Genomic DNA, 24,122 nt, shown 5'->3' on the forward strand with positions numbered 1-24,122 from the left:
ATTTATTTATTTTGATATAATTTATAAGAATATAAGGTTTATGAAAATTAATAATATAAAGCAATTGGAGAGTAAGAAAATGATAAAAGAAACGATTCTTATTGTAGATGATGAAAAAGAAATACGAGATTTAATAAGTATATATTTAGAAAATGAAGGATTCAAAGTTATTAAAGCAGGTAATGGTATAGAAGCTTTGAAGATTTTAGAAACAGAAGAAATAGATTTAATAGTGCTTGATATAATGATGCCAGAAATGGATGGAATAAAGGTATGCTTGAAAATAAGAGAAGATAAAAATATGCCAATTATCATGCTTTCTGCTAAAGGTGAAGATATGGATAAGATACTTGGACTTACTACAGGAGCAGATGATTATTTAACGAAACCTTTTAATCCATTAGAACTTATCGCAAGAATAAAGTCACAAATTAGAAGATATACAAAATTAAACAATACTCAAATTATAGAAACAGAAGAAGTAATAGAAGTTGATGACTTGATTATAAACAAAGCTAGTCATGAAGTGAAAATAGGAAATAAAATTATAAATTTAACTAAAAGAGAATTTGAGATATTGGAACTTCTTGCAAGTAATAAAGGAATGGTATTTAGTGCGGAAAAGATATATGAAAGTGTTTGGAAGGATAAATTTTATGAATCTGAAAATACAGTTATGGTACATATAAGAAAAATAAGAGAAAAAATTGAAGAGAATACTAGAAAACCAAAGTATATAAAAACTGTATGGGGAGTTGGATATAAAATTGAAAAATAGAAGGAGGTTTAATAAGTTATTTAGTTTTTATTATTTCGTTAGGGAAAAGATAAGTAAAAGCATACGTCTGGAATTGATGGTAGCCTTTGGAATGTGTTTGCTTGCAGCTACTATTGTATCCAGTTTTTATGATGGTTATTATAAAGAAAAAAATGTTATGGAAGAAATAGATTATAGCAGTGGTATACAAAGTATAGCAGATGCCAGTGAATATATGAAACAAAAATTCAAAGATAAGTCTTTAAATGTAACGAATAATCAAGATATAGATAAGATTATGAAATCTGCTGAAGCGATAAATGCAAATAATGATACAGTTAAGTTATATCTGACAGATATTGATGGAAAGATATTATATAAATCATCCAATGCAAAAGAAAATGAACTAAATATACATGAGATAATAAAAAGAGCTTCAGAATATAGAAAGAATTATAATAACTCAACTGTAATTGATACAGATAATGGTATAACTAAAAAGAGAGTTGTACTAAATAAGGTACAGGAATATGTGGAGATTGATGGAGCAAATTTTTCTGATAAAGATACCTACTTAATAGTAACTGGTATACCTTTAGCAAAAACTTCATATGTAAGACCTAGTGGTTCGCCTATATCGATAATTCAAGGATTGATTGCTTTTATAGCGTTATTTTATTTCTTGACTATGAAGAAAATGAGATATATCGAAAAAATTTCTGATGGACTTATGCAAATAGCTAAAAACAATTTAGATTATAATATAGAAATACAAGGACAAGATGAGCTAGCAAAGCTTGCTGATAATATAAATTCTATGGCAAAAGAACTGAAAAGAAGTATTGAAGGAGAAAGAAACGCAGAGAAAACAAAGGGAGAACTTATTACAAATGTATCTCATGATTTAAGAACTCCTCTTACTTCTATTAAGGGGTATCTATTGTTAGTAAGAGAAGGAAAATACAAAAATGAAAAAGAGCTTTATGAGTTTATTAATATAGCCTATAATAAGTCGGAAAAATTGGAAGTGCTTATTAACAATCTTTTTGAGTATACAAAATTAAATAACAAAGGGATAAGTTTGAATTTAGAACTGGTTTCTTTAAATGATTTGTTAGAACAACTTATAGAGGAACTTTATGTAATATGTGAAGAAAATAATGTAGTAATAAAAAAACAATCCTGGAGTAAAAAAATATCAGCTAAAGTAGATGGTGATAAGATTGCCAGAGTATTTGAAAATCTTTTGATGAATGCTATTCGCTATGTGCCTAAGCCGGGAGAAGTAAGAGTTAGCCTATGGAGTGAAGAAAAATATATAATGGTATCAGTGGAAAATAGATGTTTAAATGTAAATGATGAGCAGCTTAAAAAAATATTTGATAGATTCTATAGAACTGATGAATCTAGATCAGAAGCTACAGGGGGAAGCGGATTAGGTCTTGCAATATCTAAGAGTATAATCGAGTTACATGGAGGAGAAATATGGGCTGAAGTAAAGGATGAAAATATAATTTTTTATGTGAAACTTATAATTAGTGAATAAGGAATTGTTAAGGAGTAGTTGCCTTAGAATATTATTTATTTAACAACATAATATTGGTATAATAGCTGCAATTATCCAGTATAAAATTGGGAAGAGTTATAAAATACTTTATTTAATAGAGAAAAATACCTTGAATAAAAAGGTGTTTAGAGGTATAATTAATTTAATACATTTCACTAAATTATCATATTTAGTTATTATATATTAGTGAGTGTAAGTATTTATTATTAGGGGGGAGAAGATATGGACGGTTTAATTGCATTTTGGTTAATTGTTGCTGTTTGCGCATTTGCAATAGATATATTAACCAGTAATTTTTGCTTTATGCTATTTTCAGTAGGAGCTGTTGCAGCTGCAATATGTGAAGTTTTAGGAATTTCTTTTATGGCGCAGGTAATTGTTTTTGCAATATTGAACATAATTTCATTATCAGTAGGCTATCCATTGCTGAAGAAAAAATTTAAAGTTGCACATATGAACTTACCACGTATGGAAGAAACCTATATTGGTAAGGTTATGAAAAGCGAAAAAGAAATTAGTGATAAAGCTCAAGTTAAAGTAAATGGAGAATATTGGACTGTTGTTAATGAAGGAGAAAAAATCCATGAAGGTGATGAGTTTATCATTACAGGAATAGAAGGAATTAAATTAAAAATCAGAAAGACTCAGGAGGATTAGAGTTATGGGTGCTATTATAGTTTTTGGAGTTATTTTATTGCTAGTTTTAGCAGTAGTGCTATCATCAATTAAAGTTGTAAATACAGGATATTTATATGTTGTGGAAAGATTTGGACAATTTCATAGAGTATTAGAGCCAGGGTTACATTTTATTGTTCCATTCGTAGATTTTGTAAGAAAAAGAATTTCTACTAAACAACAAATTTTAGATGTAGAACCACAATCAGTTATTACTAAAGATAATGTTAAAATATTAGTTGATAATGTTATCTTCTATAAAGTTTTAAATGCAAGGGATGCAGTTTATAATATTGAAAGCTTCCAATCAGGTATAGTATATTCTGCTACAACTAATATGAGAAATATATTAGGTAACATGTCATTAGATGAAATTTTATCTGGAAGAGATGCTATAAATCAAGAGCTTTTAAGTATTATTGATGAAGTAACAGATGCATATGGAATAAAAATTCTTTCTGTTGAAATTAAAAACATAGTGCCACCAGCAGAGATTCAACAAGCAATGGAAAAGCAAATGAAAGCTGAAAGAGATAAGAGAGCTATGATTCTTCAAGCTGAAGGTTTAAGACAATCTCAAATTGAAAAAGCAGAAGGTGAAAAACAAGCAAAAATATTATCTGCAGAAGCTGAAAAACAAGCTAATATAAGAAGATCAGAAGGTTTAAAAGAATCTCAATTACTAGAAGCAGAAGGTAAGGCAAAGGCTATAGAACAAATTGCTAGAGCAGAATCTGAAGCTATAAGAAAAGTAAACCAAGCTATTATTGAATCTGGAACTAATGAAACTGTTATTGCCTTAAAGCAAGTTGAAGCACTTAAGGAAATGGCTAATAATCCAGCTAATAAGCTTATATTACCAAATGAAACATTATCATCTCTTGGAAGCATAGCTGCAATTGGAGAAATGCTTAAGGGAAATAAATAACATATTAAATGCAAGTTGCTTATAATTAATATAAAATTAAACATGCATAATAGAGAAATACTATTATATGCATGTTTTTTTATAATAATTTTAAGAAGAAGTATAGCCAGGATTTCTATTATAGATATCCAATGCGAGAATTAGACATATGCGGAACTTACCGAAATTAAACACATATTTATTACAGCGGACTAATGAAATTTTCGCTGGATGGGTTCTAAGTGGAAGGATGCACCCATTTCTGCATGTTCCTAAAGTAAATTTATGACAAGCAGAAAGTGGAACAACCTTCCACTAATAACCATCACAGCTTAATTTCATATGCCGCTTGCACAAATATGTATCTAATTTCTAGTGTAGTGTTATGATTATAATTTCTCAATGATGCATGTATATTCCATTTATAAGTTTGATTATTAATTTGGATATCTATAACATGATATTTAAAAATTAATAGAATTATATACTATATAACATAGAATAATAGAAAACAATAATTTTATGAAGTGGAGATAATAAAATATATGAATTACAATGATTTAAGAAAAGAAAAAACCTTAAGTAATCAAAAGAAAAAGTTATTGAAAAGAGAAGAAAAATTTTTGAATAAAAAAGAAAATGAATATATTAAAAATAAGATATCTCCCATAAAAGAAAAATTAGAAGAAAGAATTCCTGAAAAAATGATAAATACGTTCGAAAAAGCTTTTGAAAAAGGATTTTATTACGTATTTCAAAAAGGAACTGTTATAATAGAAAAAAGTTATAATTGTGAAAGGTTAAAGGATGAAGCTGATATAAATGAGTATATTTTAGCTAAAAGAATAAATAATAAAAATTTAAATCAGATTGATAAAAAAGTAAAGAAGAGCGTTATTATAAATAAGGGGATCACAACAGCAGAAGGGACAGTACTTGGAATATTCGGTATAGGACTTCCTGATATACCTGTTTTTATAGGAGTAGTATTAAAAACAGTGTATGAAATTTGTTTGAATTATGGTTTTAGATATGATTCGGAAGAAGAACGGGTATTTATACTAAATATAATTTCAGCAAGTGCAAATAAGGGCTCAGATAGAATTTTATATTCTAAGGAAGCTGATAAAATTGCTTATAATATTGATAACAAAATTAATTCAAATATAGCTCTTGATGAAATGATAAAAGTTACTTCGAAGAATTTATCTGAGAATATAATTTTATCAAAAGTAATTCAAGGAATACCTTTAGTTGGTGTATATGGGGGATTGTCTAACTATAAACTTATAAGAGATATAAGTGAACTAGCAAGTATTAAGTATAAAAAAAGATTATTATCAAGACTATAACTTATTTTTTATATAAAATGATAAATTATAATAGTATTAAATATTGAAATAATAATAAAAAAATATTAATATTATACTAGGTAGTACAAAATAAGTAGAGGTGAAATAATGAAAAAGAAATCTATGATGAGTTTGATTCTAGCAATATTACTTTCTTTTTCTTTAATAGGATGTAATCTTAAAGATGATTATATACTTGAAACAAAAGAAAATACTGATGAAAAACCAACTAGTGATAAGGTAAATGAAGTGTTCGATTCACAAAAAATGAAGGATTTAATGGATAAGTTAAAAACTAAACCTAAAGAAATTTCAGATAAAGTAGATGAGGTTGATAGTGATACAACAAGAACAATGAAAGAATTAAATCAAAAAGCAGATGAATTAACTAATGCATTGAATAGTGCAGATCTTCAAGGGAAAAGTGAAGACATCAAAAACAAGCTTGATGAAATATCAGATAAATTAGATGAAGTTAAAGTTAATGCAGACGATGCAAAAGATAGAGTTGATACATATAAAAATCCTGTTGACAAAAAACAAGTTACAAATGCTGTAGATGAGTTCACAACGCATATGGATAACTTACAAAGAGCTATGGATAGAGTATCTTCAACTAGATAAAAAAGAATGGTTACCATGTTAAATTTGAATGGTAACCATTCTTTTTTGAAAATTGATAAGAAAAACCACTTGAATTTTTCGCTTTAGTGTGATAAAGTGTTAAATAACAAGAATGTTAATGGGGGTAAAAGTTATGAAGATTAATAATTTAATGAAGAAATTAGCTATTATGGCTGTTATAGTTACTCTAGGAGTTAGTTTAGTTGCATGTGGAGGAAGTGCTCAAAATAAGGCATCAGAAGCTAAAGCAGGAAAAAGTGCATTAGATAAAGATGAAATAGTGGTGGGTCTAGATGATACCTTTGTTCCAATGGGATTTAAAAATGAAAGCGGAGATATAGTTGGTTTTGATGTTGATTTAGCAAATGCAGTTGGGAAGAAACTTAATAAAAAAATAAAATTTCAACCAATTGACTGGAGTATGAAAGAAACAGAACTGGACAATGGAAACATAGATTTAATTTGGAATGGATATTCAATTACTGACGAAAGAAAACAAAAAGTTGAATTCTCAAAACCTTATTTAAATAATACACAAGTAATTGTAACGTTAGCAGATTCAAATATAAAAACTAAAAGTGATTTAAAAGGTAAAAAGGTAGGAGCTCAAAATGGATCTACAGCTGTGGATGCTGTTGAAAAAGAAGCAGACTTAATGAAGAGTTTTAATGGTGGTAAATTAGTTACTTTTGAAGATAATAATGCTGCATTAATGGATTTAGAAGCTAAGAGATTAGATGCTATTGTAGTAGATGAGATTTTAGCAAGATACTATATGAAAGCTAGAGGCCAAGAAAAGTATAAAATTTTAACTGAGAATTTTGGAAGTGAACAATATGGTGTCGGAATTAAAAAAGGTGATACTAAGTTTGTTGAAGCCTTTAATAAAGCTTTAAATGAAGTAATAGCAGATGGGACTGCAGGAGAAATATCAAAGAAATGGTTTGAACAAGATATAGTTATTAAATAAGGAACAAACAATAAAGAGGAGGAAATAACTTTGAGTTATATTTTAGAAATAATGCCTCAAGTACTAGAGGGGCTTAAAGTCACATTAGAGATTTTTGCACTGACATTAATATTATCAATTCCACTTGGTGTAGTAATTGCTGTGATGCGAACCTCTAAAGCTTTAATAGTTAATAAAATAAGCGAAGTATATATTCTTATAATGAGAGGAACTCCTCTATTATTGCAGATTATTGTGATATTTTTTGGATTGCCAATGGTAGGAATTACATTCGATAGGTTTCCAGCTGCAATTTTGGCATTTGTATTAAATTATGGAGCTTATTTTGGTGAAATATTTAGAGCTGGAATAGCGTCAATAGATGATGGACAAGTTGAAGGTGCGAAGGTTTTAGGTTTAAGTTCAAAAGACACGTTTTTTAGAATCATACTACCACAAGCATTTAAGAGAGTGATTCCACCAGTTGCAAATGAAATAACAACATTAGTAAAGGATACATCTTTAGTTTATGTTCTTGGAATGGATGAATTGTTAAAGATAGGAAAAACAGCTGCTAACCGTGATGTTTCTTTGGTTCCACTATTAATAGTTGGAGTTGTTTATTTAATAGTAATAGCGATTTTAAGCCAAGTATTAAAGAAAGTTGAAGAGAAGTACGACTACTATAGTTAAGTGGAGGAATTATCATGCTGAAAATAAGAAATTTGAAAAAGAGTTTTGGAAATACACAAGTTCTTAAAGGAATTAACCTTGAGATAAAAAAAGGTGAAATATTAGTGGTTGTTGGTAATTCAGGCGGTGGAAAAACTACATTGCTTAGATGTGTGAATGAATTAGAACACTGTGACGAAGGCGATATAGAGATCAATGGTAAAGTATTATGTAAAAATGGTAAATATGTAGGTAAAAAAGAATTAAAAGAAATAAGGAAAGATATAGGATTAGTGTTTCAAAATTTTAATTTATTTCCTCATATGACTGTATTAGAGAATTTAATAGAAGCACCGCAAAAAGTATTGGGATGGAAAAAAGAAGATGCAATAAAAAAAGCAGAAGAAACACTTGGATTTTTAAATCTGATTGAAAAGAAAAATAATTATCCATTTGAATTATCAGGAGGACAAAAACAGAGAGTAGCTATAGGAAGAGCATTAGTGCTAGAACCTAAAATTATGTGTTTTGATGAGCCTACATCTGCATTAGATCCAGGTTTAACTGGAGAAGTTGCTAATTTAATTAAAAGTTTAAGTACTAAAGGTATGAGTATGATGATTATTACTCATGACATGGAGTTTGCAAAGGACGTCTCAGATAGGATAGTATCAATGGATAAAGGACAGTTACAAGAAGGCCTAATGTTTGAAAGAAACTAAGAGAGTGAATAGACTCTTAGTTTCTATATTTTTTTGATAAAAGTTCTAATATTATATTTATTTTTTGATAAATTGCAAATTGAGAAGGTTTATATTTAATAAATTACTACGATAATTTGTGTTGAATTATAAGATAAAATGTGCTATTCTTAAATAGTAAGATAATTCAAGATTTAATCAATACTGCACATTCGCCTCTGTTTCAGAGATTGGGTCAAGTATCAGGTTATAATCTTTGGAAAAAGGGAGGATTTTTATAATGGAAGATAGAACTTTAGTATGTAAAGATTGTGGAAAGGAATTTATTTTCACAGTTGGAGAACAAGAATTCTACAAAGAAAAAGGATTTGATAACGATCCAGTTAGATGTCCAGATTGTAGAAAAGCTAGAAAGCAACAAAGAAACAATAGAAACTTCGACAGATAGTATGCTATTGGGTCATAAGAGTAATCTTATGGCCCTTTGTTTTTTTGTGTTGAAATTTAGTAAAAGAATTTAGGTGTTGTTTTATGGAAAGCAGAGTAATTAATAATAAACATTCAATAAAAAAAATACTTGAGGGAAGAAAAAAATTAAAATTTAAATTAGTGATGCAATCAGCAGCTATTGGAATAATAGTTGGATTAATTATAGTATGCAATAGGATTTTGATTTCAAAATTAAGTGATTTTGCTGAATATATTTATAAATATTCAGCAGTTAATACATTACGGTTAATCGTATTATTAGTTGGACTAACTTTAATAGGAATGGGAATTGGCTATTTAGTTAGAAAGGATCCAATGATTTCAGGAAGTGGAATACCACAGGTTGAAGGTATTTTAATGAGAGAGATTAAAGTTAATCCTCTTAGAGTTTTACTATATAAATTTATTGGAGGAACTATAGCTTTAGGTGTGGGATTATCTGCGGGAAGAGAGGGCCCATCTGTTCAAATGGGAGCGTGTGTAGGACAAGTCTTTTCTAGGTTTTTTAAGAGGAATACAACAGAAGAGAATTACCTCTTAACAAGCGGAGCTAGTGCAGGGCTTGCAGCAGCTTTTAATGCACCAGTGTCTGGAGTTATGTTTGCTCTTGAAGAAGTTCATAAAAATTTTTCGCCTTTAGTGCTATTATCAGCGATGGCAGCTTCAATAATGGCGGATTTTGTATGTAAGGAATTCCTGGGAATACAACCAGCATTAGATTTTACTGGTGTAAAAGTATTTCCGCTTGCCTATTACTTTTCTCTACCTATTTTAGGTATTATACTTGGGATTTTAGGAAAGATATTTAATAAAGGAATCTTGAAAAGTCAAGAAATATATGCACTGCTTAAAAATATGCCCGTGGAATTAAAAGTTGCAATCCCATTTTTGATTACAGGTATTGTTGGTGTTAATTCGCCAATTTTGCTTGGTGGTGGTCATGAATTAATAATGGCAATGTCAAAAACAAATTTCACGTTGAAGATTTTAATAATTTATTTGATAATTAAATTTATCCTAACATTAGTATGTTTTGGGTCAGGTGCACCAGGGGGAATATTCTTCCCACTTTTATTACTAGGAGCATTAGCTGGAAATATTTTTGGGGTGTTATTTTGCAAAATGAGTAATTTACCACAAATTTATATTATTAATTTTATAATATTTGCTATGGCAGGGCATTTTGCTGCTACAGTAAAAGCACCAATAACTGGAGTTGTATTAATTACAGAAATGACAGGTTCTTTTGAACATTTACTTGCATTAACTATAGTTGTAATAACGTCATACTTAATTTCAGAATTTATGAATTTAACTCCAATTTATGAAAGTTTGCTTGAACGACTGCTTAAAAAGAATAGTAAAGATAAATCTGAAGAAGAGCTGAAATGGAATGGAAAAACAAAGACTTTATTAGAGATTTCTGTTTGTATGGAAAGCTATATGGAAGAAAAGCTGGTTAAAGAAATACAGTGGCCAGAAAATAGTTTATTGGTTGCTATAAAAAGAGGAGATAAAGAAATAATTCCTAAAGGTGATACCCAAATATTAAATGGAGATTATTTAGTTGTTATGACAAATGAGTTTGAAGCAGCGGAATGTCTTAGAAAAATTAAGTTATTAGCTGCAGAAGAGGTTTGATGAAATTGAATTCTTAGGAGGGCAGGGAGTATGTCAAATACTTATTTCGGAGGATTAGTAGCATTAATAACAGCTATATGCTGGGCTATTTCACCTATAGCTTTTGAGTATGCAGGAAAAAAAGTAGGATCATTATCGGTAAATTTTATAAGATTAATTGTAGCCTTTATATTTATAGGAATATATACTTACTTTTCACGAGGAATGTTTCTTCCATTAGATGCTACGATGAATAATTGGATTTGGTTAATTATTTCGGGAATTATTGGTTTTGTGCTTGGAGATTTTTTCTTATTTGAAGCGTATGTTCAAATAGGGGCACGTTTGACAATGCTTATAATGGCAACGGTGCCTATTATATCTGCTATAGCTGATTATATTATTGTAGGACAAAGTCTTACATTGACGGATATAGTGGGCATGCTTATAACTATGTATGGAGTGGCAATTGTAATTTTGGTTAAAAATCAAGATAGTAATACTATTAAGTTTTCTAAACCATTAAAAGGTTTGTTTTATGCTTTAATGGGAGCAGTAGGACAAGCAGTTGGACTTATTTTTAGTAAGATAGGTATGGAAAATTATGATGCTTTTGCCTCAACTCAAATTAGAACTATTGCGGCAATTATAGGATTTTCAATAATAATTACATATTCAAAGGAGTGGGGGAATGTATTTAAGACCTTTAGAAATATAAAAGTAATGAAGTATATAACTTTTGGCTCATTTTTTGGACCATTTCTAGGAGTTTCCTTCTCATTACTAGCGCTTCAATATATTGCTACAGGTATTGCGTCAACTATTATGTCAATTTCACGTATCATAATTATACCAGCTTCAATAATGATATTTCATGAAAAAGTTACTAAAAAAGAAATACTTGGAGCTGTCATTAGTATAGTTGGAGTTTCTATATTATTCATATGATAAATTTAAATAATAGTACTGTCTTAAAGCATATTTTTGTTTTGAGACAGTTTTTTTATTGTATAAAATAGCAACTCAATTGATAGTTTAATATCAAAACTTGAGAAAAAATACAATAAACACGAATCATATAAAAATAATAGCAATATATAATTCGTTAAAACATAAATTAAATCAAATTTTAACACAATATAAGTTGACAATGTCCGTCTTTAATGATAATCTAAAAACATCGATACGAAAGTTAGCGAGATGTTGTTAAAAAGCATTCGCCATTACAAAGAGGTAGTGATTAAGCTAAATCTCATAATATTTTTGGAGGAATCAAGATGTTAGATATTAGAAGCGTATTCGTTGAAAAGAAAAATGGATTTAATGTTGAAGCCCAAAGTTTATTAAATGATTTTAAAGAAAACTTAGGGATTTTTGCATTGGAAGATGTAAGACTTGTAAATAAGTATATTATTTCAGATATATCTGAAGAATATTATAAGAAAGCATTACATACAATTTTTTCTGAAGCAACAGTAGATGTGGTTTATGAATCAAAGTTACCAGTAAATGAGGGAGAAGTTGCTTTTGGAGTAGAATACCTACCAGGTCAATACGATCAAAGAGCAGATTCGGCTTCTGAATGTTTAGCTCTTTTAACAGCTGAAGATAAGGTTGAAATTAAATCAGCCAAGATATTAATCTTAAAAGGAAACCTTTCACAAGAGGATATAGAAAAAATAAAAAAATATTATATCAATCCAGTCGATTCAAGAGAAGTAGATATAGATAGTAAAGAATTATCAGTACCTTCAAGCATACCTAATGATGTTCAAATCTTAGAGGGATTTATCAATAAGACATTAGAGCAATTACAAGCTTTCCATAGTGAACAAGGCTTAGCAATGAGCATTGATGATCTTCTTATGATTCAAGATTATTTTAAAGAAGAAAAAAGAGATCCAAGTATAACTGAAATTAAAGTTATAGATACATACTGGTCAGATCATTGTAGACATACAACCTTCTCTACCATATTAGAAGATGTTCAAATTGAAAATAACATATATACAGCTCCTATAAAAGCAAGTTATAAAGAATATTTGAAATCAAGAGAATATGTTTATGGTGAGAAAGAAAAAAGCAAAACTCTTATGGATATGGCAGTAATTGCTATGAAGGAACTTAGAAAAAGAGGGAAGCTTGATGATTTAGATATTTCAGAGGAAATAAATGCTTGTTCAATAAATGTAAGGATTGAAACTGATAATGGCTTAGAAGATTATTTGGTAATGTTTAAGAATGAAACACATAACCATCCAACAGAAATTGAGCCTTTTGGTGGAGCGGCAACGTGTCTTGGTGGAGCTATAAGAGATCCATTATCAGGAAGAACTTATGTATATCAAGCAATGAGAGTTACAGGAGCAGCTGACCCAACAGTTCCAGTTAAAGATACTTTAGAAGGAAAACTTCCTCAAAGAAAAATAACCCTTGGAGCAGCTCATGGATATAGCTCATACGGAAATCAAATTGGTCTTGCTACTGGACAGGTACAAGAAGTATATCATCCAAATTATGCAGCAAAGAGAATGGAAGTTGGGGCAGTAATCGCAGCAGCACCTAAAGAAAATGTAGTAAGAGAAGAACCAAAACTTGGAGATGTGATTATCTTACTTGGTGGTAGAACAGGAAGAGATGGTGTCGGTGGAGCTACAGGTTCATCAAAGGAACATACAGTAGATTCAATAAATGAATGTGGAGCAGAAGTTCAAAAAGGTAATGCACCTACTGAAAGAAAGCTTCAAAGATTATTTAGAAATGCAACAGTAGCTAAAATGATCAAGAGATGTAATGATTTCGGTGCAGGTGGGGTTTCAGTTGCAATAGGAGAACTTTGCAGAGGTTTAGATATAGATTTAGATAAAGTTCCAAAAAAATATGAAGGTTTAGATGGGACAGAACTTGCGGTTTCAGAATCACAAGAAAGAATGGCGGTTGTTGTAACCAAGGAAAATGCAGATGAATTTATAAGACTTTCAAACGAAGAAAATTTAGAAGCTACTTTAGTTGCAAATGTTACTGATACAGATAGACTTAGATTATTCTGGAGAGGAAAAAACATTGTTGATTTAAGGAGAACTTTCTTAGATACAAATGGAGCTACTCAAAAGACTAATGTTAAAGTTACTGCACCATTAGCTTATCCATATACAGTTGGAGATGTTGAGGTTAATGAAGAATGGATTAATAACTTAAAGAAATTGAACATTTCTTCACAACAAGGCTTATCTGAAAGATTCGATGCAACAATAGGACATGGAACAGTACTTATGCCATTTGGGGGTAAATATGCAAAAACTCCAGCAGAAGGTATGGCAGCTAAGATTCCAGTTCTAAATGGAGAAAGTTCAGATGCAACATTAATGACTTTTGGATTTAATCCAGAACTAGGTACTTGGAGCCCATATCACATGGCATATTATGCAGTGATTGAAAGTATAACTAAACTTGCAGCTATGGGTGGAGATTACAAAAAAGCTAGACTTACTTTCCAAGAATACTTTGAAAAATTAGGTTCAGAAGCTTCAAGATGGGGTAAACCATTTGCAGCATTACTTGGTGCTTATGAAGCTCAAATGGCCTTTGAAACAGCTGCAATTGGTGGTAAAGATTCTATGTCAGGAAGCTTTGGAGATTTAGATGTACCTCCAACTTTAGTTTCTTTTGCAGTAGGAGTTGAAAAAGCTAAACATGTAATATCACCAGAATTTAAGGAAGCAGGATCAAGCTTAGTTTTACTTCAAACAGAAAAGCTTGACGATGGAACTATAAATATAGAAAAGCTTAAGAAAAATTTAGAAGTATTACACAAATTAATTCAAGATGAAAAGGTAATTTCAGCATCAGCTATAAAATACGGCGGAGTTTCAGAAGCAATTACTAAAATGTCACTTGGAAATAGAATTGGTGCAGAGCTTGATAATTTAACAAAGGATGAATTATTTGGGTTTAACTATGGAACTATATTATTAGAAGTAAAAAATAGCATTAATGTAAAAGATGAATTCAAAGAGAGTTTATATAAAGAAGTTGGTAAGACAATAGCTTCAGCATTTATAATTTCAAAGGAATATGATTTAAATTTAGATATTGCAGCTTTAGAAAAAACATATGAAGAAAAATTAAAATCAGTATTCAAGATTAAAACTAAAGATGTACAAGAAAAAGTTGAAACTGTTTTATATGATAAAAAATCAACACTTTCACCTAAAGTTAAAGTTACTAAGCCAAAGGTTGTAATTCCAGTATTACCAGGAAACAATTGTGAATATGACTGCGCTAGAGCTTTTGAAAAAGAAGGAGCTGAAGTAACTCAAGTAGTATTTAGAAATATTACTAAGGAAGCACTTAATGAATCAATAGAAAGACTTGCAAAAGAAATCAGTACAGCACAGATTCTTATGGTTCCGGGAGGATTTTCAGCAGGAGATGAACCAGATGGTTCTGGTAAATTTATTGCAAATGCTCTTAGAAATGAACAGATTAGCAATTCAGTAATGGAACTTCTTAAAAATAGAGATGGATTAGCATTAGGAATTTGTAACGGCTTCCAAGCTTTAATTAAATTAGGTTTAGTTCCATATGGTGAAATAGTTGATATTAAAGAAGATATGGCGACATTAACTTATAACAATATAAATAGACATATGTCTTCAATAATAAGTACAAAAGTAGTTTCTAATAAATCGCCTTGGTTTAGCGAAGTTAATTTAGGAGATATTCATTCAGTTGCGATTTCTCATGGAGAAGGAAGATTCGTTGCACCTGAAAGCTTAATTAAAGAATTAATTGCAAATGGGCAAGTAGCTACTCAATATGTAGATTTTGATGGAAATGTATCATTAAATATGCCATTTAATCCAAATGGATCGATGTACGGAATTGAAGGTATAACTAGCCCTGATGGAAGAGTTCTTGGTAAGATGGCACACAGTGAAAGAATAGGAACTGACCTTTATAGAAATATTCCTGGAGACTTTGATCAAAAGATCTTCAAAGCAGGAGTTGGATATTTTAGATAACAGTTTATGCCCTTTAGGGTACCCAGTGGGCAATTTACAGCTATTGATAATTGAAAGGATGTTAGAAAGAAATGCAAGTAGCAATATTTTTTGGAAGTAAATCTGATACAGAAGTTATGAGAGGAGCTGCAAATGCTTTAAAGGAATTTGGAATTGAATATAAAGCTTTTGTACTTTCAGCTCATAGAGTACCAGAAAAGTTAGAAGAAACATTAGAAGAAATACAGGCTCAAGGATGCCAAGTTATTATAGCAGGTGCGGGTCTTGCAGCACATTTACCAGGAGTCATTGCTTCAAAGACAATACTTCCTGTAATTGGAGTTCCAGTTAAAGCAGCTCTTGAAGGTGTTGATGCATTATATTCTATAGTACAAATGCCAAAATCAATTCCAGTTGCGACAGTTGGTATAAACAACAGTTATAATGCAGGAATGTTAGCAGTTCAAATGTTATCAGTTAATAATAATGAATTAAAAAATAAATTAAAAGAATTTAGATTAAATATGAAGAAAAAATTCATAGAGGAAAATGCGGAAGGAGTAGAACTATAATGGAAAAATTAGAAATGATGTATGAGGGAAAAGCAAAGAAGATTTACGCGACAGATAAGGCTGATGAAGTAATTATATATTACAAAGATGATGCAACAGCATTTAATGGAGAAAAGAAAGGTCAAATAGAAGATAAAGGTGTTATGAACAATGAAATCACTGCTATTTTATTTGAACTTTTAGAAAAGAAGGGGGTCAAAACTCACTTCATTAAAAAATTAAATGATAGAGAACAATTATGTAAAAAGGTTGAAATTGTACCACTTGAAGTTATTGTAAGAAATGTGGCTGCAGGAAGCATGGCTAAGAGATTAGGGCTTGAAGAAGGATATAAGCTTAAGACTACAGTATTCGAATTTTCTTATAAGGATGATGAATTAGGAGATCCATTAATTAACAGTTATCATGCAGTAGCAATTGGAGCTGCAACTTTTGAAGAAATAGACGTTATTTTAAAAATGACAGCTACAGTTAATGATGTATTAAAAGAAGTATTTGCAGCACAGAATATTAACTTAATTGATTTCAAGATTGAATTTGGTAGATGTGCAGATGGAACAATAGTATTAGCAGATGAAATTTCACCTGATACATGTAGATTCTGGGATGCAACAACTGGTGAAAAATTAGATAAAGATAGATTTAGAAGAGACTTAGGCAATGTTAAAGATGCTTATGTTGAAATCTTAAAGAGAATTTCTAAATAATAATTCACAATTATTCAATGCACAATGTACAATTTATGAGGAAAAATAAAATTTTATCAATAATTGTGCATTGTGCATTCTCAATTATTAATTGTAAGTCTTAAATGTTAATGCACTGACCATTAATAATTGACAACTGGGCATTGATTAAAAAATTAAAAGACGAAAGGATTGTATAAATGAATAATTCAAATTTTGAATTAATAATGGATCCAAGTAATGATAAATTTAAAGATGAATGTGGAGTTTTTGGTGTTTATGCCAATCAGCCAATAGATGTTGCAACTATGACCTATTATGGACTTTATGCTCTTCAACACAGAGGACAAGAAAGTGCTGGAATAGCTGTTGCAGATGGTGAAAAAATAGATATTCACAAAGGTTTAGGTCTTATTACAGAAGCTTTTAAACCAGAAGATCTAAGTAAACTACAAGGTCATATAGCTGTAGGGCATGTTAGATATTCAACTGCTGGAGGAAAGGGTATAGAAAATGCTCAACCTATAGTAAGCACTTCAAAAATCGGATCAATTGCTATGGCTCATAATGGAAATCTAGTAAATGATGATGTTATAAGAGAATTGCTTGAAGATGCTGGACAAATTTTTCATACATCTACAGATTCAGAAGTAATTGCTTGTCTTATAGCAAGAAGTGCAAAAAAGGGGCTTGCAAAGGCAGTTGTAGATGCAATGTCAGCTATTAGAGGGTCTTTTGCATTAACTATTATGTCAAAAGATAAGTTGATCGGGGCTAGAGATCCACACGGAATAAGACCATTGTCATTGGGGAAAATTGAAGAAGGTTATATACTAACTTCAGAAAGTTGTGCTTTAGATGCAATAGGCGCTGAACTTATTAGAGATATTGAACCAGGGGAAATAGTAATAATAGATGCAGATGGAATACAATCATATAGATATTCTGAAAACACTAAGTGTCAAACCTGTGCATTCGAATATATATATTTTGCTAGACCAGATTCAAGAATTGATGGGCTTGAAGTTCATACAACAAGAGTAAAAGCTGGTGAACAATTATTTAAGGAACATCCATTAGATGCAGATATAGTTATAGCAGTTCCAGATTCAGGAATACCAGCAGCTATAGGATATGCAAAGGCATCTGGAATACCTTTTGATACAGGATTTATAAAAAACAGATATGTTGGAAGAACTTTTATATCTCCATCACAAGAAATAAGAGAAAGAGCAGTTGCAGTAAAATTAAATCCATTAAAAGTAAACTTAGAAGGTAAAAGAGTTATTCTTATTGATGATTCTATAGTTAGAGGAACTACTTCAAAACATTTAATTGAATCACTTAGACGTGCAGGAGTAAAAGAAGTTAACTTTTTAATTGCATCACCAAGTGTTAAATATCCATGTTATTTTGGAATAGATACTCCTTATAGAAGCGAGCTTGTTGCTGCTAATCATACTGTTGAAGAAATTAGAGATATGATTGGAGCAGATTACTTAGGATACTTAAGTGAAGAAGGGGTTTATAGAAGCTGCGGCGATAGAGACGGATTCTGTATGGGATGCTTTAATGGCATTTACCCAGTAGCAACACCAATAGAAGAAATATCAAAAGATCTTGAAAGGTAGGTTTAATAAATGATTACTTACAAAGAAGCTGGAGTTAATATTGAAGAAGGATATAGATCAGTTAAATTAATAAAGGAATATGCAGCAAAAACTATGAGTCAATATGTATTAAATGGACTAGGTAGCTTTGCAGGTATGGTTGAATTACCATCAGGTTATGAAAAACCAGTTTTAGTTTCAGGAACTGATGGAGTTGGAACTAAACTTGAAATAGCATTCAAAAATAAGAAATATGATACTGTTGGAATTGATTGTGTAGCTATGTGTGTAAATGATATTTTATGCCATGGAGCAAAACCATTATTCTTTCTAGATTATATAGCTTGTGGAAAACTTGAAGCAGAAGTTGCTTCGGATTTAGTTAAAGGAATATCAGATGGTTGTATAGATTCTGATTGTGCTTTGATTGGTGGAGAAACTGCTGAAATGCCAGGTTTTTATTCAGAAGGTGAATATGATATGGCAGGCTTTGCGGTTGGTATTGCTGATAAAGATAAGATTATTAATGGAAGCAATATTAAAGAAGGAGATAAATTAATTGGGATAGCTTCTTCAGGGGTTCATTCTAATGGATATTCATTAATTAGAAAAGTATTTCCTGATTTAAATGAAGAATTTAAAGGAGAGGAAGTATGGAAGACATTAATTACTCCTACAAAAATATATGTAAAACCTGTGCTTAAGCTATTAGAAAGCTATGAAATAAAAGGAATGGCACATGTTACTGGTGGAGGTTTCATTGAAAATGTACCAAGAATGTTTAATGGAGGAAACTTCACAGCAGTAATTAATAAAGATTCATATCCACTTCCAGCTATATTTGAAAGAATTATTGAAAAGGGTGTAGATAAAGAGCATATGTATAATACTTTTAATATGGGAATTGGATTTGTGCTTGCTGTTAACGAAAAGGATGTTGCACCTATTATAAAAGCATTAGTAGAAATGGGCGAAAAGGCTTATGAAATAGGATATGTAACATCTGGAGGTGAAGGTATTTGTTTAAAATAGCGGTCTTGGTTTCTGGGGGAGGAACTGACCTTCAATCTGTTATAGATGCCGTAGAAAATAAAGAACTTAATGTAAAAATAGAAATGGTTATTGGAAGTCGTGATAATATTTATGCTTTAGAGAGAGCAAAAAAGCATGGTATTGAAACTTTTGTTATAAGTAGGAAAGAATATGGGGAAAAAGCTTCAGATAAAATATTAGAATTAACTAAAGGAAAGGTTGATTTAATAGTTCTTGCAGGATTTTTAGCAATTTTAGATGGAGATATATTAAAGGAATTCGATAACAAGATAATTAATATTCATCCATCTTTAATTCCTTCTTTTTGTGGGGCTGGTATGTATGGATTAAAAGTTCATGAAGCTGTAATAAAAAGTGGTGTTAAATTTTCAGGATGTACTGTTCATTTTGTAAATTCAGAAGTAGATGGTGGAGCAATACTTCTTCAAGAAGTAGTTCCAGTATATTTTGAAGATGACGCGGAAACACTTCAAAAAAGAATTTTAGAAAAAGAGCATTTAATATTGCCAGAAGCTATTAGATTAATCAGTGAAGGTAAAGTTGAATTTGTAAACGGAAAAGCGAAGATCAGTTAACTGAGAAAGGTGATTTTATGAAAAAGAGAGCTTTAATAAGTGTATTTGATAAAGATGGAGTTTTAGATTTTGCTAAATTTTTAGTATCTAAGGATGTTGAAATTGTATCAACAGGAGGGACTTATAAATATTTAAAGGAAAATGGAGTTGAAGTTATTGAAATCAATGAAGTAACAAATTTTCCTGAAATGCTAGATGGTAGAGTTAAGACTCTTCACCCATTAGTTCATGCAGGTATTCTTGCTATAAGAGATAATGAAGAGCATATGAACACATTAAAAGGAAGAGATATTCATACTATTGATTATGTTGTTGTAAATTTATATCCATTCTTTGAAAAAGTTAAAGAAGATTTAGAATTTGAAGAAAAGGTAGAGTTTATTGATATTGGCGGTCCTACAATGCTTAGAGCTGCTGCTAAGAATTTCCAAGATGTAGTAGTGATTTCTGATAAAAACGATTATAATGTTGTTATGGAAGAAATTAAAACAAATGGGGAAACTTCTTTAAAAACTAAGAAGAGATTAGCAGGGAAAGTTTTTAATCTTATGAGTGCTTATGATGGAGCTATTTCAAACTTTTTACTAGCTGATGATGAAGAAGAATATCCAGAGTATCTTTCAGTTTCATATAAGAAAATGCAAGGACTTCGTTATGGTGAAAATTCACACCAAACAGCAGCAGTTTATTCAGCAACAATGCTTGATGGGGCTATGAATACCTTTGAAGTATTAAATGGTAAAGAATTATCTTATAATAATTTTAAGGATTGTGATATAGCTTGGAAATGTGCTAATGAATTTGATGAACCAGCTTGTTGCGCATTGAAGCATAACACACCATGTGGTGTTGCTGTTGGGAAAGATTCCTATGAGGCTTATATGAAGGCATATGAAGTGGATCCAACTTCAATATTTGGTGGAATCATTGGATTTAATAGGAAAGTTGATAAGAAGACAGCAGAAGAAATGGTTAAAATTTTCTTAGAAGTTATTGCAGCTCCAGAATATGATGAAGATGCTTTAGAGGTATTAAAGACTAAGAAAAATTTAAGAGTTCTTAAATTTAATAACAAACCAAAAGCCGACAAATACATGGTTACGGTTGATGGGGCAATGCTTATTCAAGAAGAGGATAATAAGTTAATAGAAGAAATCAAAGTAGTAACTGATAAGAAACCAACTGATGAAGAAATGAAAGATTTATTATTTGGAATGAAAGTTGTTAAGTATGTTAAATCAAATGCTATCGTTGTTGCTCATAACGGAATAGCACTTGGAATTGGTGGAGGTCAAGTTAATAGAATCTGGCCAACAGAAGATGCTTTAAAGAGAGGAAAAGGAGCTACAATCTTAGCTTCTGATGCTTATTTCCCATTTGGAGATGTTGCAGAAACAGCGGCAAAGGCTGGCATAAAAGCAATAATTCAACCAGGTGGATCTATTAGAGATCAAGAATCCATAGATGTTTGCAATAAATATGGAGTTGCAATGGTATTTACAGGATATAGACACTTTAAACACTAATTAGGGCAGTTTAGAGTTAATAGTTATGAGTTAAGGAATTTTAGCCAAAACTCATAACTGAATGAATTTGGAGGTATGTAAATGAAACTTCTTTTAATTGGTTCAGGCGGTAGAGAACATGCTTTAGCTTGGAAATTGGCTAAAAGTGCAAAAGTAGAAAAAATATTTGTTGCGCCAGGTAATGGCGGAACAGCAATTGAAAATAAATGTGAAAATGTAAACATAACTGATATTGATGAATTGGTTAAATTTGCACAAAAAGAAATTATAGATCTTACAATAGTTGGACCAGAAGATCCTTTGACAAAGGGAATTGTAAATAAATTTAAAAAAGAAGGCTTGAAAATCTTCGGACCAGCTGAAAGTGCTGCACAGCTTGAAGGTAGTAAAAGTTTTTCTAAAGAATTTATGAAAAAGTATGGAGTTAAAACTGCTGAATATGAAACCTTTACTAATGTAGAGGAAGCGCTAAAATACCTTGAAAAATGCCCATATCCAACAGTTGTTAAGGCTGATGGCTTAGCTGCTGGAAAAGGTGTTGCAATTTGCGAAAATAAAGAAGAAGCAGTGACAGCAGTAAAATCGTATATGGTAGATGATATATTTAATGGAGCAGGACAAAAAATAGTAATAGAAGAATTCCTTGAAGGTGTTGAAGCTTCAATTCTTTCTATTACAGATGGAAAAACAATTATTCCGTTTATATCAGGAAAAGACCATAAGCAAATATTTGATGGTGGAAAAGGCCCTAATACAGGTGGAATGGGAGTATTAGCGCCAAATCCTTACGTTACAGAAGATGTAATGAAAGATTTTGAAGATAACATAATGGCTAAGACTCTAACTGGAATAAGAGAAGAAGGTTTTGATTATAAAGGAATTATATTCTTTGGTATTATGATTACTAAGAAAGGAACTTATCTTTTAGAATATAACGTTAGAATGGGAGATCCAGAAACACAATCAGTTCTTTACTTAATGGAAAGTGATTTGGTTGAAGTAATAGAGGCGGCACTTCACGAAGAATTAGATAAGACTATTATCAAGTGGAATAATGGGGTATGTATAAATGTAGTTTTAGCTTCAAAAGGATATCCAGGAGAATTCACTAAAGGTCATGAAATTACTATTGATGAAAAAGTAAAAGATAAGGTATTTTTAGCTGGAGCAAAGGCAGAAGATGGTATTTTAAAAACAAATGGTGGTAGAGTATTATCAGTTATTGGTTTAGGAAAAACTTTAGAAGAAGCTAGAGAAGATGCTTATGAAAATATAAAATTTGTTACTTTTGAAGGTGCTTATTGGAGAACGGACATAGGAACACATAAATAATTTTAGATATAGAGTTGTTGCAAAGCAATATGATAGTTTTGTAACAGCTCATTTTTTTATATAATTAATGTGAGTTCTTAATTGAATTCACATTAATTATATAAGATAATATATTTGTATTAAGTGGAAATCTATTGCTTCAGAATACGTTCTTTAGCTATTAACTGAATAATAATTTATTCAGCATCAGTCATTACATAGGATTCTATATTTTGGCTCTTTATTAAATCATAGCTAATCCAGCCATAACCGTTGATTCCCCAGCTTGTACCCCATGAATTTATTATTTTTACTGCTCTTTTACTATCATCATAGCCAATTACACATAATGCATGGCCGCCTCTGCTTCTTCCATAAATTTTATCATAAATTGGATTGCTAGCACTCAAGTTATCAAAATCGGGATATACTTCTATACCAATAACGACAGGATTACTGCTTGCTAGTTGTGCCTTTATTGCACTATAATTACCATCTGGAAGCTGGCTCCAGTCTGCAGCTTTATATTTAGCAGCATTAGCTTTTTGGCTAGCTGTAGGAGTAGTTTCCCATGCATATTCGCTTCCGTCATAAGGCATATCAGTTAATGTAGTGCAGCCTTGTGTCTCTAAAATATTAAATGCATCTGAAAAATCAGAACCACCACCATCTGCTGAATTATCTGCATGTATTTGACTATATATATATGCAGGACTAAAGATATGTGAGTTTGTGTTTAGAGACCATTTCCATTCTTGTCCTTCTTGATAAGACTTATCAGCATATCCAGTTGCCCAGGTAACACAACTTCCTAAATCTCCTTGATTACCTACTTTAGGAAATTGATTTGTTAAGTCAACTTTAGCAGGTAATTGCACTTTGCTATCTGAATTCACAACCATTTTAATTCCTGGTATTTTTTCATGTAAGTGATTTAATCCAGTTGGATGCAAAGTAGCTGCATATGAATTTTGATTTGGAATTAAAGCCCCTAAAATTGCAAGTGAACATGCTAAGAATTTGATACTAGCTTTGTTAAATTTCATTTTTATCCCTCCCAATTTTTTTATTATCAATAGTTATCTTATGCCTAGCCACTGTAACGTGTAATTTTAAATTTATATGGAAGATGATAGTAGGCCACAGCATAAATAATTTATAATAAAAGTCTAACTATATACTGCTTGGACAAAGTTTACTTATTGTACATTTCACCTCATTTCGTGTAAAGAATATATATCCAACTTAGGAAATAGAAACTTTTATTCTATAAATTTTTAATTATGGGAAAATATTATTGTAATTGTAGTTTGATTCAATTAAAAAAACAATATTAAATGATCTAAATGTCTATTTTAGAGCATCAAAAGATTAGTTTTATTAAAATATTTCTTTTTAATGCAGATTTTATATGTTTTAAGACTTGCTTTTCATGAAAGAAATTGAGAAAGAAGCATTTAATAAAAGATTATT

At 30.6% G+C, this 24,122-nt stretch carries 21 protein-coding genes; 20 read left to right on the forward strand and 1 reads right to left on the reverse strand.

Annotated elements, in window-relative coordinates; all coding sequences use genetic code 11:
• Positions 1-79 precede the first annotated feature (79 nt).
• The 20 genes from L3B98_RS01775 to purD all read left to right on the forward strand — a co-directional run bounded on the left by L3B98_RS01775 (position 80) and on the right by purD (position 22,670).
• On the forward strand, positions 80-778 hold the full coding sequence (locus L3B98_RS01775; protein ID WP_015391235.1) for a response regulator transcription factor: 699 nt from the start codon (positions 80-82) through the stop codon (positions 776-778).
• Positions 768-2,303, forward strand: a complete 1,536-nt coding sequence (locus L3B98_RS01780; RefSeq protein ID WP_238915372.1) for a HAMP domain-containing sensor histidine kinase — start codon at positions 768-770, stop codon at positions 2,301-2,303. Before L3B98_RS01775 ends, L3B98_RS01780 begins: the two co-directional genes overlap by 11 nt.
• Positions 2,304-2,546: 243 nt before the next feature.
• A complete protein-coding gene (locus L3B98_RS01785) occupies positions 2,547-2,981 on the forward strand; it encodes an NfeD family protein (protein ID WP_015391237.1) in 435 nt (144 codons plus the stop codon).
• Between the two features lie 4 nt (positions 2,982-2,985).
• A complete protein-coding gene (locus L3B98_RS01790; RefSeq protein ID WP_015391238.1) occupies positions 2,986-3,927 on the forward strand; it encodes an SPFH domain-containing protein in 942 nt (313 codons plus the stop codon).
• 524 nt (positions 3,928-4,451) lie between these two features.
• On the forward strand, positions 4,452-5,258 hold the full coding sequence (locus L3B98_RS01795; protein ID WP_077361013.1) for an EcsC family protein: 807 nt from the start codon (positions 4,452-4,454) through the stop codon (positions 5,256-5,258).
• 108 nt (positions 5,259-5,366) lie between these two features.
• On the forward strand, positions 5,367-5,882 hold the full coding sequence (locus L3B98_RS01800; RefSeq protein ID WP_015391240.1) for a hypothetical protein: 516 nt from the start codon (positions 5,367-5,369) through the stop codon (positions 5,880-5,882).
• A gap of 133 nt (positions 5,883-6,015) precedes the next feature.
• Positions 6,016-6,852 carry an amino acid ABC transporter substrate-binding protein gene (locus L3B98_RS01805; RefSeq protein WP_015391241.1) on the forward strand — a complete coding sequence of 279 codons (837 nt, stop codon included), beginning with the start codon at positions 6,016-6,018 and terminating at the stop codon, positions 6,850-6,852.
• A 30-nt stretch (positions 6,853-6,882) separates the two neighbouring features.
• Entirely contained in the window at positions 6,883-7,524 is a 642-nt protein-coding gene (locus L3B98_RS01810) for an amino acid ABC transporter permease (protein WP_015391242.1), read from the forward strand.
• A 14-nt stretch (positions 7,525-7,538) separates the two neighbouring features.
• Complete coding sequence (locus L3B98_RS01815; RefSeq protein ID WP_015391243.1) at positions 7,539-8,225, forward strand: amino acid ABC transporter ATP-binding protein; 687 nt, start codon at positions 7,539-7,541, stop codon at positions 8,223-8,225.
• A gap of 259 nt (positions 8,226-8,484) precedes the next feature.
• The gene (locus L3B98_RS01820; RefSeq protein ID WP_015391244.1) at positions 8,485-8,652 is read left to right on the forward strand and encodes a zinc-ribbon domain-containing protein; all 168 of its coding nucleotides are present in this window, start codon (positions 8,485-8,487) and stop codon (positions 8,650-8,652) included.
• Positions 8,653-8,735: 83 nt separating this feature from the next.
• Positions 8,736-10,334 (forward strand): ClC family H(+)/Cl(-) exchange transporter, encoded by a 1,599-nt coding sequence (locus tag L3B98_RS01825; protein WP_238915378.1) that lies wholly within the window; start codon positions 8,736-8,738, stop codon positions 10,332-10,334.
• A gap of 30 nt (positions 10,335-10,364) precedes the next feature.
• Complete coding sequence (locus L3B98_RS01830; protein ID WP_077361017.1) at positions 10,365-11,261, forward strand: DMT family transporter; 897 nt, start codon at positions 10,365-10,367, stop codon at positions 11,259-11,261.
• Positions 11,262-11,590: 329 nt separating this feature from the next.
• Entirely contained in the window at positions 11,591-15,337 is a 3,747-nt protein-coding gene (locus L3B98_RS01835) for a phosphoribosylformylglycinamidine synthase (RefSeq protein ID WP_238915379.1), read from the forward strand.
• Positions 15,338-15,408: 71 nt separating this feature from the next.
• The gene (gene purE, locus L3B98_RS01840) at positions 15,409-15,888 is read left to right on the forward strand and encodes a 5-(carboxyamino)imidazole ribonucleotide mutase (protein WP_015391248.1); all 480 of its coding nucleotides are present in this window, start codon (positions 15,409-15,411) and stop codon (positions 15,886-15,888) included.
• Positions 15,888-16,595 carry a phosphoribosylaminoimidazolesuccinocarboxamide synthase gene (gene purC, locus L3B98_RS01845; protein ID WP_015391249.1) on the forward strand — a complete coding sequence of 236 codons (708 nt, stop codon included), beginning with the start codon at positions 15,888-15,890 and terminating at the stop codon, positions 16,593-16,595. The genes purE and purC overlap by 1 nt, the downstream gene beginning before the upstream one ends.
• Positions 16,596-16,774: 179 nt before the next feature.
• A complete protein-coding gene (purF, locus tag L3B98_RS01850; RefSeq protein ID WP_015391250.1) occupies positions 16,775-18,205 on the forward strand; it encodes an amidophosphoribosyltransferase in 1,431 nt (476 codons plus the stop codon).
• A 9-nt stretch (positions 18,206-18,214) separates the two neighbouring features.
• Positions 18,215-19,216, forward strand: a complete 1,002-nt coding sequence (gene purM, locus L3B98_RS01855; protein ID WP_015391251.1) for a phosphoribosylformylglycinamidine cyclo-ligase — start codon at positions 18,215-18,217, stop codon at positions 19,214-19,216.
• Positions 19,204-19,812, forward strand: a complete 609-nt coding sequence (gene purN / locus L3B98_RS01860; protein WP_015391252.1) for a phosphoribosylglycinamide formyltransferase — start codon at positions 19,204-19,206, stop codon at positions 19,810-19,812. The genes purM and purN overlap by 13 nt, the downstream gene beginning before the upstream one ends.
• A 17-nt stretch (positions 19,813-19,829) precedes the next feature.
• The gene (gene purH, locus L3B98_RS01865; protein WP_015391253.1) at positions 19,830-21,338 is read left to right on the forward strand and encodes a bifunctional phosphoribosylaminoimidazolecarboxamide formyltransferase/IMP cyclohydrolase; all 1,509 of its coding nucleotides are present in this window, start codon (positions 19,830-19,832) and stop codon (positions 21,336-21,338) included.
• Positions 21,339-21,419: 81 nt separating this feature from the next.
• Positions 21,420-22,670, forward strand: a complete 1,251-nt coding sequence (gene purD / locus L3B98_RS01870; protein ID WP_238915380.1) for a phosphoribosylamine--glycine ligase — start codon at positions 21,420-21,422, stop codon at positions 22,668-22,670.
• Positions 22,671-22,846: 176 nt separating this feature from the next.
• Here purD and L3B98_RS01875 read toward each other — a convergent pair whose 3' ends face one another.
• A complete protein-coding gene (locus tag L3B98_RS01875; protein ID WP_238915381.1) occupies positions 22,847-23,695 on the reverse strand; it encodes a C1 family peptidase in 849 nt (282 codons plus the stop codon).
• Positions 23,696-24,122: the final 427 nt, after the last annotated feature.

Origin of the sequence: Clostridium sp. YIM B02555 (assembly GCF_022320955.1) — a bacterium.
In the GTDB taxonomy this organism is placed as follows: Bacteria; Bacillota; Clostridia; order Clostridiales; family Clostridiaceae; genus Clostridium; species Clostridium saccharoperbutylacetonicum.